Annotated in this window: 14 protein-coding genes; 8 read left to right on the forward strand and 6 right to left on the reverse strand. The window is 62.8% G+C overall.

Translation table 11 applies throughout. From position 1 onward, the window contains the following. Nucleotides 1–32 precede the first annotated feature (32 nt). Nucleotides 33–1,613, reverse strand: coding sequence for a peptide chain release factor 3 (locus GMST_RS05065; RefSeq protein WP_183353545.1), 1,581 nt, complete (start codon nucleotides 1,611–1,613; stop codon nucleotides 33–35). A gap of 131 nt (nucleotides 1,614–1,744) precedes the next feature. Between GMST_RS05065 and GMST_RS05070 the strand changes: the two genes are divergently transcribed. The 3 genes from GMST_RS05070 (at nucleotide 1,745) to GMST_RS05080 (ending at nucleotide 4,097) form a co-directional block, all read left to right on the forward strand. Next, nucleotides 1,745–2,452 carry a PilZ domain-containing protein gene (locus tag GMST_RS05070; RefSeq protein WP_183353546.1) on the forward strand — a complete coding sequence of 236 codons (708 nt, stop codon included), beginning with the start codon at nucleotides 1,745–1,747 and terminating at the stop codon, nucleotides 2,450–2,452. A gap of 4 nt (nucleotides 2,453–2,456) precedes the next feature. Then, nucleotides 2,457–3,230, forward strand: coding sequence for a TatD family hydrolase (locus tag GMST_RS05075; RefSeq protein WP_183353547.1), 774 nt, complete (start codon nucleotides 2,457–2,459; stop codon nucleotides 3,228–3,230). A gap of 369 nt (nucleotides 3,231–3,599) precedes the next feature. After that, nucleotides 3,600–4,097: a ferritin-like domain-containing protein gene (locus GMST_RS05080; protein WP_183353548.1), complete on the forward strand. Its 498-nt coding sequence runs from the start codon at nucleotides 3,600–3,602 to the stop codon at nucleotides 4,095–4,097. Nucleotides 4,098–4,240: 143 nt separating this feature from the next. Here GMST_RS05080 and GMST_RS22380 read toward each other — a convergent pair whose 3' ends face one another. Together GMST_RS22380 and GMST_RS05090 are read right to left on the reverse strand one after the other, a co-directional pair. After that, a complete protein-coding gene (locus GMST_RS22380; RefSeq protein ID WP_183353549.1) occupies nucleotides 4,241–5,041 on the reverse strand; it encodes a lytic transglycosylase domain-containing protein in 801 nt (266 codons plus the stop codon). A 14-nt stretch (nucleotides 5,042–5,055) separates the two neighbouring features. After that, nucleotides 5,056–6,453, reverse strand: a complete 1,398-nt coding sequence (locus GMST_RS05090) for a sigma-54-dependent transcriptional regulator (RefSeq protein WP_183353550.1) — start codon at nucleotides 6,451–6,453, stop codon at nucleotides 5,056–5,058. 326 nt (nucleotides 6,454–6,779) lie between these two features. On the opposite strand from GMST_RS05090, the gene GMST_RS05095 reads away from it, so the two are divergent. From GMST_RS05095 to GMST_RS05115, 5 genes are read left to right on the forward strand one after another with little or no spacing between them, the layout of a single operon-like run. Continuing rightward, a complete protein-coding gene (locus GMST_RS05095) occupies nucleotides 6,780–7,277 on the forward strand; it encodes a chemotaxis protein CheW (protein ID WP_183353551.1) in 498 nt (165 codons plus the stop codon). Between the two features lie 50 nt (nucleotides 7,278–7,327). Next, nucleotides 7,328–9,112, forward strand: coding sequence for a chemotaxis protein CheA (locus tag GMST_RS05100; protein ID WP_183353552.1), 1,785 nt, complete (start codon nucleotides 7,328–7,330; stop codon nucleotides 9,110–9,112). Between the two features lie 10 nt (nucleotides 9,113–9,122). Further along, nucleotides 9,123–9,998, forward strand: a complete 876-nt coding sequence (locus GMST_RS05105) for a CheR family methyltransferase (protein WP_183353553.1) — start codon at nucleotides 9,123–9,125, stop codon at nucleotides 9,996–9,998. An 8-nt stretch (nucleotides 9,999–10,006) separates the two neighbouring features. Beyond that, on the forward strand, nucleotides 10,007–10,906 hold the full coding sequence (locus GMST_RS05110; RefSeq protein ID WP_183353554.1) for an HDOD domain-containing protein: 900 nt from the start codon (nucleotides 10,007–10,009) through the stop codon (nucleotides 10,904–10,906). Between the two features lie 8 nt (nucleotides 10,907–10,914). Next, entirely contained in the window at nucleotides 10,915–11,985 is a 1,071-nt protein-coding gene (locus GMST_RS05115) for a protein-glutamate methylesterase/protein-glutamine glutaminase (protein WP_183353555.1), read from the forward strand. A 2-nt stretch (nucleotides 11,986–11,987) separates the two neighbouring features. Here the strand turns inward: GMST_RS05115 and GMST_RS05120 are convergent, their stop codons facing one another. The 3 genes from GMST_RS05120 to GMST_RS05130 all read right to left on the reverse strand — a co-directional run bounded on the left by GMST_RS05120 (nucleotide 11,988) and on the right by GMST_RS05130 (nucleotide 14,474). After that, entirely contained in the window at nucleotides 11,988–12,305 is a 318-nt protein-coding gene (locus tag GMST_RS05120) for a hypothetical protein (protein WP_183353556.1), read from the reverse strand. Then, on the reverse strand, nucleotides 12,302–13,282 hold the full coding sequence (locus GMST_RS05125; RefSeq protein WP_183353557.1) for a DMT family transporter: 981 nt from the start codon (nucleotides 13,280–13,282) through the stop codon (nucleotides 12,302–12,304). The genes GMST_RS05120 and GMST_RS05125 overlap by 4 nt, the downstream gene beginning before the upstream one ends. 160 nt (nucleotides 13,283–13,442) lie before the next feature. Continuing rightward, nucleotides 13,443–14,474, reverse strand: coding sequence for a retropepsin-like aspartic protease (locus GMST_RS05130; protein ID WP_183353558.1), 1,032 nt, complete (start codon nucleotides 14,472–14,474; stop codon nucleotides 13,443–13,445). Nucleotides 14,475–14,496: the final 22 nt, after the last annotated feature.

Consider the following 14,496-nt stretch of genomic DNA (forward strand, 5'->3'; position numbering starts at 1 on the left):
CCTGCCCGGCCGGCTCATGGGCTATGCTTTTCTCAGCTGTGCTCACGGGTCGCGTGGAAGACGAGATCCTTCCAATTCTCCATAGTATTGTCCAGACGCCACTGGCTTCCGGCCAGGTAGGCGAGGTTCCCTTCGCCGTCGGTGTAGAGGCTCATCGCCTCTTTCCTCTGGAACTCCTCCAGGCGCTTCTTGTCGCCGGTGACCCAGCGTGCGGTCACGTAGGAGACCGGCTCGTACACCGACTGCACGCCGTACTCGTGCTCGAGGCGGTGCATGACCACGTCGAACTGCAGCATGCCGACCGCCCCCACGATCCAGTCGGCGCCCATGAGCGGCCTGAAGACCTGGGTGGTTCCCTCCTCGGCGAGCTGCACCAGCCCCTTCTCCAGCGCCTTCGACTTCATCGGGTTCAGGATGCGCACCTTGCGGAAGTGCTCCGGCGCGAAGTTCGGGATCCCGGTGTACTTGAGATCCTCGCCCTGGGTGAAGGTATCGCCGATCTTGATGGTGCCGTGGTTGTGAATGCCGATGATGTCGCCGGCGTAGGCCTCGTCCACGTTGGTGCGGTCCTGGGCCATGAAGATGGTGGCATTGGCGATCTGCACTTCGCGCCCCAGCCTCAGGTGTCTCACCTTCATGCCGCGCACGAACTTCCCGGAGCAGATCCGGAAGAAGGCGATGCGGTCGCGGTGCGCCGGGTCCATGTTCGCCTGGATCTTGAAGGCGAAGCCGGTAAAGGCCTCCTCGAACGGGGAGACGGTGCGGGTGAGGGTCTCGCGCGGCATGGGCCCCGGGGCGTGCTGGACGAAGGAGTCCAGAAGCTGCTGAACGCCGAAGGTGTTGATGGCGGAACCGAAGAAGACCGGGGTCTGGCGGCCGGCCAGGTATTCCTCGAGATCGAAGGGATGCGCCGCCCCTTCCAGGAGTTCCACGTCGTTGCGCAGCTCGTCTACCTGGCTCCCCAGAAGCTCGTCCAGGCGCGGGTCGTCGAGCCCCTTGACGGTAACCACCTCGCCTACCCCGTGATCGGCCTCCGGATCGTAGAAGGTGATCTCCTTGGTGTAGAGGTGGTAGGTGCCGCGGAAGCGCTTGCCCATGCCGATCGGCCACGTCATGGGAGCGCACTGGATTTTCAGCGTGCTTTCGATATCATCCAACAGGTCGAGCGGTTCGCGCCCTTCCCGGTCCAGCTTGTTGATGAAGGTCATGATCGGCGTGTGGCGCAGCCGGCAGACCTCGAGGAGCTTCTTGGTCTGGCTCTCCACCCCTTTCACCGAGTCGATCACCATGAGGACGGAATCGACGGCGGTCAGGGTCCGGTAGGTATCTTCGGAGAAGTCGTTGTGCCCCGGCGTGTCGAGCAGGTTCACCTCGTAGTCGCGGTAGCTGAACTTCATAACCGACGAGGTGACCGAGATGCCACGCTGTTTTTCCATCTCCATCCAGTCGCTGGTCGCATGGCGGGAGGATTTGCGGGCCCGGACCTCGCCGGCCTGCTGGATCGCCCCACCGAAGAGGAGCAGTTTCTCGGTTATGGTGGTCTTACCGGCATCCGGGTGGCTGATGATGGCGAAGGTGCGCCGCTTGGCGATTTCCTGCTCGTTGTACAACATGGACTGAAAGCTCCTTAACAAAACGCTGGACAAAATAAAGGCGAAGAGGGTATCTTCGCCGGGTTGGCAAGTAAGTTCCTATATTTGCATGGATAAGTGCAAAAGGGCAATAAGTTTTTTTGGGTGACCGAATGAATGATACCTATCAGAAAATCGAGTTGGCCGGCCCCGAAGCGGACCAGCAGGAGATCCTCTCCTGCCTGGCGGAAATCCGCGCAGGGCGCCTGGTCAACGATCTGAAACTGGTCAACTACTACCGGGAGATCCCGGTCAGCTACTCCGCCGACGTGCTGACCGTCGAGGAGACCTCGGTGGAGTTTCTGGTGCACCAGATCCAGGCGGTGGCGATCTCGCTCGAGAAGGTCACCGTCTTGAAAAGCGACCACTTCAAGCGCCCGGTGATCGCAACCGTCAACTACGTGAACATCGAAAAGTCGCGCATCGTGCTCTCCGGCTTCTCCTATGCCACCATTCGGGCAGACCGCAGGATGTCGGTCCGGGTCGCACTCATCGAGTTGATCCGCGTCACCTTCCGGACCGAGGAAACCAGCACCAGTGGGCACCTGCTGGACATCTCCCTCACCGGCGTCTCGATACAGGTGGACCAGGACCCTGGTATCGAACTCAGCGAACAGGGCGAACTCACCGTCGGTCTCCCCGCGGGAAGCATCGCATTTCCCGCCTCGCTCCTCAAGGTGGTCCCCATGACCAGCGGGACCCGCCTGGTGTTCGAGGTGGAACTCGACCGCGCCAGCGAGGTCAGCATCTCGCAGTTCATCTTCAAGCGCCAGGTCGAGATCATCAAGGAGCTCAAGGAACACCCCGGGCTCAACCTGTAACCCCATGTTCTTCGACAGCCACTGTCATCTCGATGCCCCGAGCCTGAGCGACGACCTTCCCGGCACCCTGGCCGGTGCCCGCACAGCCGGTGTCACCGGCTTTTTGGTCCCCGGTGTGCACCCCGCCAGCTGGCCCCGGATCGCCGAACTCTCGAAACTCTCCCCCGAGATCCATCCCGCCTTCGGCGTACATCCGATGCATGCCGACCTGGTGAGCGGTGAACTCCTCGACACCCTCGCTGCCCTTGCGCCTCAGGCCCGCGCCATCGGCGAGATCGGACTCGACTACCAGATTGCCTCCCCCTCCCGCGACTGTCAGCGTGAAGCCTTCCGGGCCCAGTTGCGCCTCGCGGTTCGGGCCCAGCTCCCGGTGCTGCTGCACTGCCGCAAGGCCTTCGCGGACCTGCTGGAGATCGCCCGCGAAGAAGGGGTCGCCACGGCGGGTGGCGTGATGCACGCCTTTTCGGGGAGCCCGGAACTGGTTCGCGAGTGTGTGCGGCTCAACCTGTACATCTCCCTCGCCGGCACCGTGACCTACCGTAACGCGCAGCGCCCCCCGGCGGTTGCGCAGGCGGTGCCGCTGGAGCGCCTGCTGCTGGAGACCGACGCCCCGGACCTCGCACCGGAGCCCTACCGCGGCACGGCAAACCGACCGGAATACCTGCTGGAAACCGCCCGGCGCGTGGCGGCGTGGCGGGGGGTGAGCCTGGAGGAACTCGCCCAGGCGACCAGCCGCAACGCGCGGAAGCTCTTCCGCCTCCCGTGGTCGCCGCCCTGACGCAGCCCGGGCGGCTCAGCCGGAAAACCTGGGCACCTCTTCCCTGCCAATTCCCTTTCAGATGTTCCCGCGACACCCTCTCGTTTCGCCTCCCCGCTCCCTCCTCAGCCCCCCCTCGTTTTTTGCTTCCCTTTTGTTTCTTCATGAGGCAAGCGGTGCCGACGGGGCGATCGCGCCCCAATCAGGTATCTGGCTAGCTCTGCTTAACCTCACGGCTTTTAGGCAGTTGCGCCGAAAAGCAAGGACCGCCGCCTGCCGGTTAGAATTCTGCATCGGACATCTTAATTATTATTTCGACGATTGACCGGCTTAGGGCATTAGGTATAATTCACGCGAAGGTCAGTTCAGCCAGCCGACGGAGGTGCAATCATGGTCAAGGAATACACCCTGCAGGAGGCATTGAAGCTCGCGATCAAGACGGAAAAGGAGAGCATGGATTTCTACCGTAAGGCCGGCTCGATCACCAAGGACGAACGTTCCAAGAAGGTCTTCGACCTGCTGGCCAACGAGGAGGTCGCCCATCTCAAGGCCTTCTTCGAGCACTACCGCGGGAAGGACCTGGGGGACCTCCCGACCCTGCTTAACGGCCCCATGGACAAGCTCTCGGCAACCCACCAGGCGCTGGAAAAGGCGATCGCGGAGGACACCCACGAACAGAAGGCGTTGGAGATTGCGCTGCAGGAGGAGAAAGCCTGCGTGGAGCTGTACAGCCTCATGCTGAAGGACATCGTGGACCCGCTGGTGCGCCGGGTCTTCGAGACGGTGATCAAGGAGACCCAAGGGCACTACGACATGATCGAGGACGAGTACATGCGGGTGATGACCATGGTGGACCGCTCCGACCAGGACATCTACGTCAGGGAATAGCGGCGGGGAAGGTTTAGAGAAGAGCAATGGCCGGGGGCATGGGTGCCTCCGGCCATTTGTGTTTTTACTAAAGCACGTTCTATGTTCTATGTTCTAGGTTTAAACCTTCACCAGCCAGTGGGTTTTAACGTAGAACGGTGGGGTTATCCGACATACTGGGTGTAGTACCCTTTCACCTTGGCGAGGTAGTCGCGGGTTTCGCGGGGGAGCGCGGTGAGGCCGCGCCGGTCCACGTTGCCCGGACCCCAGTTGTAGGCGGCGAGTGCCTCGTCGACGTTACCGTAGCGCTGCAGCATGTCCTTCAGGAACCGGGTGCCGGCCATCACGTTCTGCTCGGGATCGAAGGAATCAGTGACACCGAGACCCCGGGCGGTGGAGGGCATGAGCTGCATGAGCCCCTGGGCGCCGGCGGAGGAGACGGCCCGCGGGTTGAAATTGCTCTCCTGCTTGATGACGGCGCGGATCAGGCCGGCATCGACGCCGTAGCGACGCGAGGCCTTGTCGATGATCGCCGCGATGGACGGGTTCGGCCCGAGGTCTTCGTTTTGCCGGGCTGCCTCGCTGGAAAGCGGGGCGACGGCGTCGGCGTAGTCGCCGAAGACGTTGCCGGCGTTGCCGGCTGCGCCGGCGGAGCTGGCGGTACTGCCGGTGCCGTTTGCGCCTTTGGGGAGTTGTTCGAGGAATTTGTTGAGCAGCCCCTGGACTGCCGTGGACTGGGTGTCGGGGGGGGCGGCCTGTTCGCTACCCAGGTTGAGCGCGGCGCTCAGCATCTTCAGGCGAAGGACTTCGGCCGCGGTACTCGGAGTAACTGCTTCCTCCCCCGCGGCATTGCTCCTGCCGGAGAGGATTTCTGCAAAGGTGTTCAGGGCGTTGCTGCTACCCGGCTCGCCCGTTTTCTTGGGAACTTCTGACCACTGCCCTGTCGCAACCGGATTAACCGACATAACGCCCTACCTTGTCACGGGGAAAATTGTTCTCCATACACCAGCTTTTTCTTCTTCAACTTCTCGATCAGGGTGGTCCGCTTCAGGTTGAGGAGTTCCGCGGCCTCCTTCTTGTTGCCGCCGCTTTTCTCCAGAGCCTGCAGGATCAGCCTGTTTTCAAACTCCTCCACGGCACTGTTGAGGCAGAAGCCGTCCTCGGGGAGGGTCACCTGCTCGGTGCGGGCCGGACTCGTCCTGCCGCCGCGGTACTTCTCGGGGAGATCCGAGACGTTCAGGGTCCCGGACCCCTTGATGATCACCAGGCGCTCGACCAGGTTCTCCAGCTCGCGCACGTTCCCCGGCCACTCGTAGTTGGTCAGGATGTCCATCACCTGCTTGTCGAACCCCTGCACCTTGCGCTGCTTGGAGCGGTTGAACTTCTCCAGGAAGTTGTTGAGCAGCAGGGCGATGTCGGCTTCCCGCTCGCGCAAGGGGGGAAGGACGATGGGGATCACCGAAAGCCGGTAGTAGAGGTCCTCGCGAAACTGCTTCGAGATCACCATCTGATCCAGGTTCTGGTTGGTCGCCGCGATAATCCGGACGTCGACCTTCTTGCTGCGCGTGGCACCCACCGGCTCCAGCTCACGGTTTTGCAGGACGCGCAAGAGCTTCACCTGCAGGTTCGCCTTCATGTCCCCGATCTCGTCCAGGAACAGGGTCCCCTTGTCGGCCATCTCGAAGCGGCCGATGCGGGTCGCCACGGCGCCGGTGAAGGAGCCCTTCACGTGACCGAAGAGCTCGCTTTCCAAAAGCTCGTCGGGGATGGCGGCGCAGTTCACCGCCACGAAGTTCTTGTTGTTGCGGTTGGAAAGGTCGTGGATGGCGCGGGCCACCAGTTCCTTGCCGGTTCCCGACTCCCCCTGGATCAGCACGGTGGAGTCGGAGCTGGCCACCTTCTCGATCAGCTCGAAGAGGGAGAGCATCTTTTCGCTCTCCCCGATGATGTTGTTTAGGAGTGCCCGGTTCTTTATGCACGGTTTGGACCGAAAACTCTTGCTCTGCAGAGCCTGGTGCTCGAGCCCGCGTTTTACGTGGGTTTCCAGCTCCTCGAGGTTGAAGGGCTTTTCCAGGTAGAAAAAGGCGCCGGCCTTGAGAAGGTTGGCGGTCATCTCGTGGTTGGCAAAGGCGCTGTAGGCAATGGTTACGATCTCAGGACGGATCGACTTCAGCTGTTTGATGAACTCAAGGCCGTTGACCCGAGGCATCATGATGTCGGTGATCACCATCTGCACGTCGCTCAACTCGACCTTCTGCAGGGCATCCTGGCCGTCGAAGGCCTGGAATACCTGGTAACCCTTGTAACTCAGGAAGGCCGCCACGAAATCGCGGGTCTTCTTGTCGTCATCCGCAATGAGAATTCTCGGTGTTTCCATTGTTTCCCCGAATTTGGTTAAAGTTGCCCGGCATGGGCACCGATACAAATTGAAGCGCCCGCAAACTATAGCGGCTTCTTTCGGCAATGTCAATAAAATGACTTGCTTTGGCCACGGTTTCTGTCAATTTTTTGCACCGCCCCCGGAAACGCCCCCTCCTCGGTCGCCGCAGGGCGCCCCCGGGCGGCTAACCGGCCGATCCTGCGCACGAAGCGCCCGCTGAAAAATTTTCTTCATATTTGCCTATGGCATCCGAATAGGTAAGAACAGAGGGGACGCGGACGGCGACTCGCCCGACCCCCAGATCAGCAGCATACGGAGGGTCCATGCAAACGACCGCACTGAAGGTAAAAAGCGAAGAGTACGCTGGGGAACTGATCCAACTGGTCAGCTTCAACCTGGAGAACGAGGAGTACGGGATCAACGTACTGATGGTGCGTGAGATCATCCGGATGCTCAACATAACCCGCGTACCCAACACCCCGCACTACGTGGAAGGGGTAATCAACCTGCGCGGCAAGGTGATCCCGATCATCTCGCTCAGGCGCAAGTTCGACCTCCCCGAGGCCGAGTACGACAAACGCACCCGCATCATGGTGATGGAGGTGGTCGGCGAGATGATGGGCTTCATCGTCGACGAAGTCTCCGAGGTGATCCGGATCTCCGAGAAAGAGATCCAGCCCCCGCCGCCGGTGGTCTCCAGCGGCATCGACCAGGAATGCATGGCCGGGGTCATCAACCAGGCCGAGCGCCTGCTGGTCCTCTTGGACCTGGAGCGCATGTTCACCGCAGACGAAAGAAAGTTGTTCAGCAGCGTAGCCTAATAAAGTCGCCGGCCTGACCGGGCCGCGACTTCCCCGACTTGGAGCAGACCATGCCGATAGATTGCGAAGATCAGGAACTTTTGGAAGGTTTTCTCGCCGAGACGACCGAGCTTCTCGAAAAACTTGACGACGACCTGGTGAGCCTGGAGAAGAGCCCGGAAGATGCCGAGCTCATGAACCGGATCTTTCGTTCCATCCACACCGTGAAAGGGGCCTCGAGCTTCCTCGGGTTCGACCTGTTGGTCAAGGTGACCCACAAGACCGAGGACGTCCTGAACCGCCTGAGAAAGGGCGAGCTGGTGGTGACGCCGGAGATCATGGACGTGATCCTCGAGGCGGTCGACCTGGTGAAGACCCTGGTCGCCGACATCAAAGCCGGGGAGATCGTGGAGCGCGACATCGAGTCGACCATCGCCAAGCTGGTCCCGTACCTGTCCATGAGTGCGACCGAGGCGACCGTGCTCTCGGCCGCGCCGAAGGCGGAGGGAGCGGCACCTGCCGCCGCACCCCAGCCCGAGAGCGCCCAGGCGGCGGTCCTCCAGGTCGCCCCCGCGGCGGCGAAACTCAAGGAACCCGCGGCCCAGAAGCCGGCAGCCCCGGCGGCCAAGGGGGAGGAACTCGCCGACAACTCGACGGTGCGCGTGGACGTGAAGCGCCTGGACGACCTGATGAACCAGGTCGGCGAGTTGGTCCTGGAGCGCAACCGGATGATCCAGCTGCACTCCGACTACCAGAGCGGCCTCGACCCTAACGGGTTCGCGGACGACTTCGGCAAGCTCTCCAAACGGCTCAACTTCGTCACCTCGGAGTTGCAGATGCAGGTCCTCAAGATGAGGATGCTGCCGGTCGAGAAGGTCTTCAAGAAGTTCCCCCGCATCGTGAGGAACCTGGCGCGCGACCTCGGCAAGGAAGTCGACCTGCAGATCTTCGGTGAGGAGACCGAACTGGACCGCTCCGTGGTCGACGAGATCGGCGACCCGCTCATCCACCTCATCCGTAACGCCCTGGACCACGGCCTGGAGACCCCCGACGAGCGCCTCGCCTCCGGCAAGCCCCGCATGGGGACCGTCATGCTCTCCGCTGCACACGAGGGGAACCAGATCGTCATCAGCATCAAGGACAACGGCCGCGGCATCAACCCCGACAAGATCGCCCAAAAGGCCCTGGACAAGGGGCTCATTACCGAGGAGCAGCTGGCGGTCATGGGGAGCCGGGAGATCCTGGAACTCATCTTCCTCCCCGGTTTCTCCACCAAGGAGCAGACCACCGACCTCTCCGGCCGCGGTGTCGGCATGGACGTGGTGCGCACCAACATCAGGAAACTAAACGGCATCATCGAGATCAAAAACGAATTGGGACACGGCAGCGAGTTCATCCTGAAGCTGCCGCTCACCCTTGCCATCATCCAGTCGCTTCTGGTCGAGGTGGAGCGCGAGGTCTACTCCATCCCGCTCGCCTCGGTCATCGAGACCATGCGTGTCGACCAGAAGGAATTCCACATGATCGGCGGGCAGGAAGTGCTCAAGCTGCGCGACTCCGTGCTGCCGCTTTTGCGTCTGGGCCGGGTCTTCTCCTGCGCCGACGCGGGTCACGACCGCAGCACCTGCTACGTCGTCATCGTCGGCGTGGCCGAAAAACGGGTGGGGCTCGTGGTAACCCGCCTCTTAGGGCAGCAGGAAGTCGCCATCAAGTCGCTGGGCAAATTCCTCGCCAACCTCCCGGGTATCGGTGGTTCGACCATCATGGGTGACGGCAGAGTGGCGCTCATCGTCGACCCGATGGGTCTCATCGGTGGAGGCGAAGGGACAGGAGTCAGGAAATCCGCAGCTGCCTGAGGGGACGATAATGGCGATTGAGAGCAAACCATTGGAAATAAAGGCCGGAGCCCAGAAGATTTCCGACAAGGACTTCGAGCAACTCCGGGATTACATCTACAACGTCTGCGGCATCTATTTCCACAGCTCCAAGAAGTACTTCCTCGAAAGCCGGCTGGCGCGCCGCATGGAGGGGACCGGCTGCAAGACGCACGCGGAGTACTACCAGTACGTCCGCGGTGCGGCAACCGGCAGCGCCGAACTGAAGAGACTTTTGGATGAAATCACCACCAACGAGACCTGCTTCTTCCGCAACCTCCCCCAGCTGACCGCGCTGGAAAACAAGTTCCTGCCGGAGATCGTCGCGGCCAAGTCCAAGATCGGCTTCAAGAAGCTGCGCATCTGGAGCGCCGGCTCCTCCTCCGGGGAGGAGGCCTACACCATGGCGATGATCTTCCTCGAGAAGCGGGCCACGCTGTTAAAGGACTGGATCATCGAGATCGTGGGGACCGACATCAACGAGACGGTGCTCGGCCAGGCCAAGGAAGCGGTCTACAACAGCTACTCGGTGCGCAACACCCCGGACTTCTACCTGAAGAAGTACTTCAAGGAGGAGACCCCCGGCCGCTTCGTGCTCTCCCCGGAGGTGAAGAAGCTCGCGAGCTTCAACCACCTGAACCTCTACGACGACAACAAGATGCTGTTCATGAAGAGCTTCGACTTCATCTTCTGCGCCAACGTGCTCATCTACTTCGACGCGGCCTCCAAGAGCAAGGTGGTGCAGCACTTCTACAACAACCTGCAGCCCTACGGCTACTTCTTCGTGGGGCAGTCCGAGTCGCTGCACGGCGTCAACGACAAGTTCAAAACGGTTCACTTTCCGGGCGGATTTTCTTACAACAAGTGAGGATGGGTATGGAAAAACAAGCCATGATGCAGGCGGCTCAGGAGATGGTGGAGAGCTTCGTCGATCTCCCCACCATACCGCAGGTGGCTACCAGGGTCATCGAGCTCCTGGACAAGCCGGGCGTCGAGCTAGACGAGGTTGCCGACATGATCCTGGCCGACCAGGTCCTGGCGGCCCGCGTCATCAAAATGGTGAACTCCCCGCTTTACAAGCCCGCGCACGAGATCAAATCGGTGAAGCGCGCCCTGATCTACCTGGGGTTCCGCCACATCCGCGAACTCGCCTTCACCTGCTCCTTTGTCGACGTCTTCGAGGGGCGCGACGGCATCCTCGACATCAAGAGTTTCTGGGAGCACTCCTTCGGCGTCGGCGTCGTGTCCAAGATCATCGCCCAGAGGGTGCGTTACCCGGATACCGAGAAGGCCTACCTGGTGGGGATCGTGCACGACATCGGCGAGGTGTTCCTGAGCTTCTACCGTCAGGAGGCCTTCCGGGCGCTGCTCGATTCGGTGCAGGGACAGCCCTTCCGCCTGGTGCAGAAGGAGATCGAGTTCCTGGGGACCTCGCACAACGAGGTGGGGCTCTGCATCGCCCGCAAGTGGAACTTCCCGGCGGACTACTGTGAGGTGATCGCGCTGCACCACGCCCCCGAGGAGGCGACGCTCGATCCCACCCTGTGCGCCATCGTCAACATCGCTGACCTGTTCTGCTCGGTCTGCCAGCTCGACTACGGCGGGCAGGCCTGGGTCTCGTTCAATCTGGCCGAGGAGAAGGCCTGGTCCCTTCTCAAGGCCTACGCACCCAACCTGGTCGACCTGGACGTGGAGCGCTTCTGCTATGAACTCGAGGACCGGGTCCCCGAGATCCAGGACATGGTCAAGTCGATCTTCCAGGGCATAGGAGGGTGACCGGTACCATGTTTACCAGCGCGCAAGGATCCAAACTGAGGGTGCTCATCGTCGACGACTCCTCCTTCATGCGCATGGCGATCCGCGGGATCCTCTCCCGGGCGCCGGGGATCGAGGTGGTGGGTATCGCCTCGGACGGCATGGAAGGGGTGGAGAAGGCACTCGCCTTGAAGCCCGACCTGATCACCATGGACGTCGAAATGCCGCGCATGGACGGCATCGCTGCCTTGAAGCAGATCATGGCCAAGCAGCCGACCCGGGTGCTCATGGTCTCCACGCTGACCTGCGAGGGTGCCAAGGCGACCTTCGAGGCCCTGGACGCCGGGGCGATCGACTACGTCCCCAAGAACGTCACCGACTCCAAAGACGCCCAGCGCGCCTTCCAGGAGGCGTTGCTCTCCAAGGTGACCGAGGCCTCCAACTCGCGCGTGAAGCGGGTGATCGGCGTGACGCGCCCCTCCCTGGTGCGCCCGGCCGAGGTGCGCCCCTCGCGCTTCACCCGCAAGGTAAGCTGCGTCGGGATCGGCGCCTCCACCGGCGGCCCGGTGGCGCTCCAGGAGGTGCTCTCGCGGGTGCCGGTCAACTTCCCGCACGGCATCGTGGTAGCGATCCACATGCCCAAGGCCTTCACCGGACCGTACGCCGAGAGGCTGAACGCCAAGTGCTCGCTTTCCATCAAGGAAGGGGTGAACGGGGATATCGTGAAACCGGGACAGGTGCTGATCGCACCGGGGGGGCAGCATACCTCGCTGGTGAAGCAGGGGGCGAACATCGTGATGCGGGTCGCGCCGACCACCGACTACCCGCAGTACATCTACATCCCCTCGGTCGACCTGATGCTGACCTCGCTGGCCGATGCCTGCGGCGGCTCGATGCTGGGGGTGATCCTGACGGGGATGGGGAACGACGGGTTCAAGGGGATGCAGCACCTGAAGTCGAAGGGTGGCGTGACCCTGGTGCAGGACCAGGAGACCTCGACGATCTACGGGATGCCCCGGGCCTGTATCGAGGGGAAGGTGGCCGACGTGGTGCTCCCGCTGGACCAGATCGGCTACGAGATAGGGAAGATCGGGCAGTAGCGCTAGCGCCGCCCCCGGACCAGGAGCCCGTCCTCCTGGGTGGTGACGGTGCAGGCGGAAAAACCTTCGCGCTTCAGACGGAACAAAACGGCCGTAGCGGCCAGGGCATAGCAGCCGGGGATGAAGAGCTTGAGCTCTCCCCGGCTGTTTGTCATTGGGGCGATGCCGCCTCGCAGCGCCTTCGGCTCTACCCTAAGGCAGCCGTCGGCGGCGCAGCTTTCGCGCGCTGCCGCTTCCGCCCCGGAAGGGGGCTGGGCCCCGAGCTTTCTGGGGCTCAGCGCGCAGCAGACGAGCTCGATGGTGCGCAGGGCTCGGTTCATAGCTCCTCCTCACTCCGTCCCGACACCGGCGCCTGGTGCGAGCCGCGCGGCTGACGGCTCCCCCAGTATACCCCGAGTACCACCAGGCAGCCTCCCCAGATCTGGGCCGCGATGAGCCGCTCGCTCAGAAGCAGTGCGGCGAGCAGGGTGCCGAAGACCGGCACCAGGTTCACGAACGCGGCGGCCCGGGCCGTCCCGATCAGGTGGACCCCCTGGTACCACCAGACGAAGCCAACCACCGTCCCCAAAAGCGCCAGCTGCAGGATGGCGAGCCATCCCATCCAGCTGAACTGCGGCAGCGGTCCCCCGTGTGCGGCGTGCTCCACGACCGCCGCCGGCACCAGGAGCACCGCGCCGAAAAAGGCCGCGTACGCCGTCGCGGCCAGCGGGGTGAACCGCGCCAGCACCTTCTTCCCCAGAATAGAGTAGAGCGCCCAGCAGAGCGGCGCCCCCAGCATGATCAGGTCGCCGCGGTTGAAGGAGTGCTGCAGGATGACGTCCAGCGAGCCGCGGGCGATCACCAGGGTCACCCCGACGAGCGAGAGGAGCAGGCCGGCCGCCTGGGTCGGGCGCACCTTCTCGCGCAGCCACAGGGCCGAGAGGACGGCGGTCAAAAGCGGGTTGATGGCCACGATGAGCGCGCCGTTACTGGCGGTGGTGAACTTGAGGCCGGTGAAGAAGACCGCGTTGTAGAGAAAGACGCCGGTGAGTCCCAGGCTGAAAAGCCCCAGGAACTGGCGCGGCGAGCGGGGGAGCGGGAAGCTGGTCCCTGCGCTCCTGGCCTGCCAGGCGGCCATCGGGACGAGGAGCAGCGCGGCGATAAGGAACCGGCAGCTGGCGGCGAAAAAAGGTGGCGCCTCCTTGACCGCGAAGCGCGCGGCGACGAAGGTGCCACCCCAAAAAAACGTGGTCAGCCAGAGCTTGAGATAGACGCGGTTGATACGAACCTCCTTCAGTGCAGGTGTTTCAGTGTTCAAATCACAGGTGAGTCATGGCGGCGGGGGTGAGGCGACCGAAAGCCTGGCAGTGTGGGGCAGGTAACGCACCCACCCACCTTCGCCTCGTCCGGCAACGACCGGCTAACTTCGCCGAATCGCCTTTCATTGTCAACCGACCATTGTCAATCATCAATTGCCTTCAGTTCCACCTGATCAGCTCCCGCTCCATGTCAACCTGGTAGGGGTGTTTGGACAGAAAATCCATGCCGAGCAGCCCGTCGTGCAGCCCCTGGCTCCCGCGGTAGGGGAGGACGTCCAGCTCGGGGCCGTTCATGGTGAAGGGGCCCACGCTGAGGGCATCGACCGGGGCCCTGAGGGCATTGATGAGCCTCCCGTCGGCGACCTCGGCGAGGGTCGAGTGCGCCGTTTTCAGGTCGATCTTGAGCTTTGCGGCGACCCCTTCGTGGATCGAGCTGCGGGTAGCCCCGGTATCGAGCACCAGCTCTACCCGGATGCTTTCCGCCCCGTTCTGGATGAGGGCCGGAACCAGGATCTGGTTGTTCACCACCGCTACCTTGGTGATCTGCGACTCCGCCCGGTTCTGGCCGGCCTCGGTGCCCGTCCCGGCCGATGCGGCATCGCCCGAGGCCGTTTTCCCCGACTGCAGGGTGAACGAAGCCGCCGCTCCGGTCGCGTTGCCGGGAAGCGCCGGCTGCATCGGGGCCGGCAGTGCTGCCTGCCGCGGCACCGCCACCGCCTGGGTCGGTTGCGGTTGCTCCGGCGCCTGTCCCGGCCAGATCAAAACCCCTGTCAAAAGCGCCAGCGCGACGCCCCCGCCCCAGGCAGCACGACGCGCCAGAGGGTGCCCGGTGCGCTGTTTTGGTCCGGTGCACCCGGCCAGCAGCTGCTGGGAATACACCTTGAGTTTCTTCTTGATAAGCGGATCGGAGCACCCTTCGGCTATCTCGGTCAGGACCGCCACCCCGCGGGTGTCCCTGGTGGCGCTCCTGATCATGGGGATCGCGATGAAACTCACGAGCTCCAGGACCGCCCCCTGCTTTTCCGCATAGTCGGTGCTGCGCAGCGGTGGCCCGAGTGCCGGCAGTACCGCCCGGCTCATCTCGTAGAGCGCCGCAAGCAAGAGCTCCCAGCGTTCCTGGTCCCCGTGCGCCTCGGGAAGTTCAGCGGCAAGCTTTGCCTTCAGTGCAGCGCTGCGCGATTTCAGGTCCATCCCCACCTCCCCGCCCTGATGC

The sequence above is a fragment of the Geomonas silvestris genome (assembly GCF_014193515.1).
In the GTDB taxonomy this organism is placed as follows: domain Bacteria; phylum Desulfobacterota; class Desulfuromonadia; order Geobacterales; family Geobacteraceae; genus Geomonas; species Geomonas silvestris.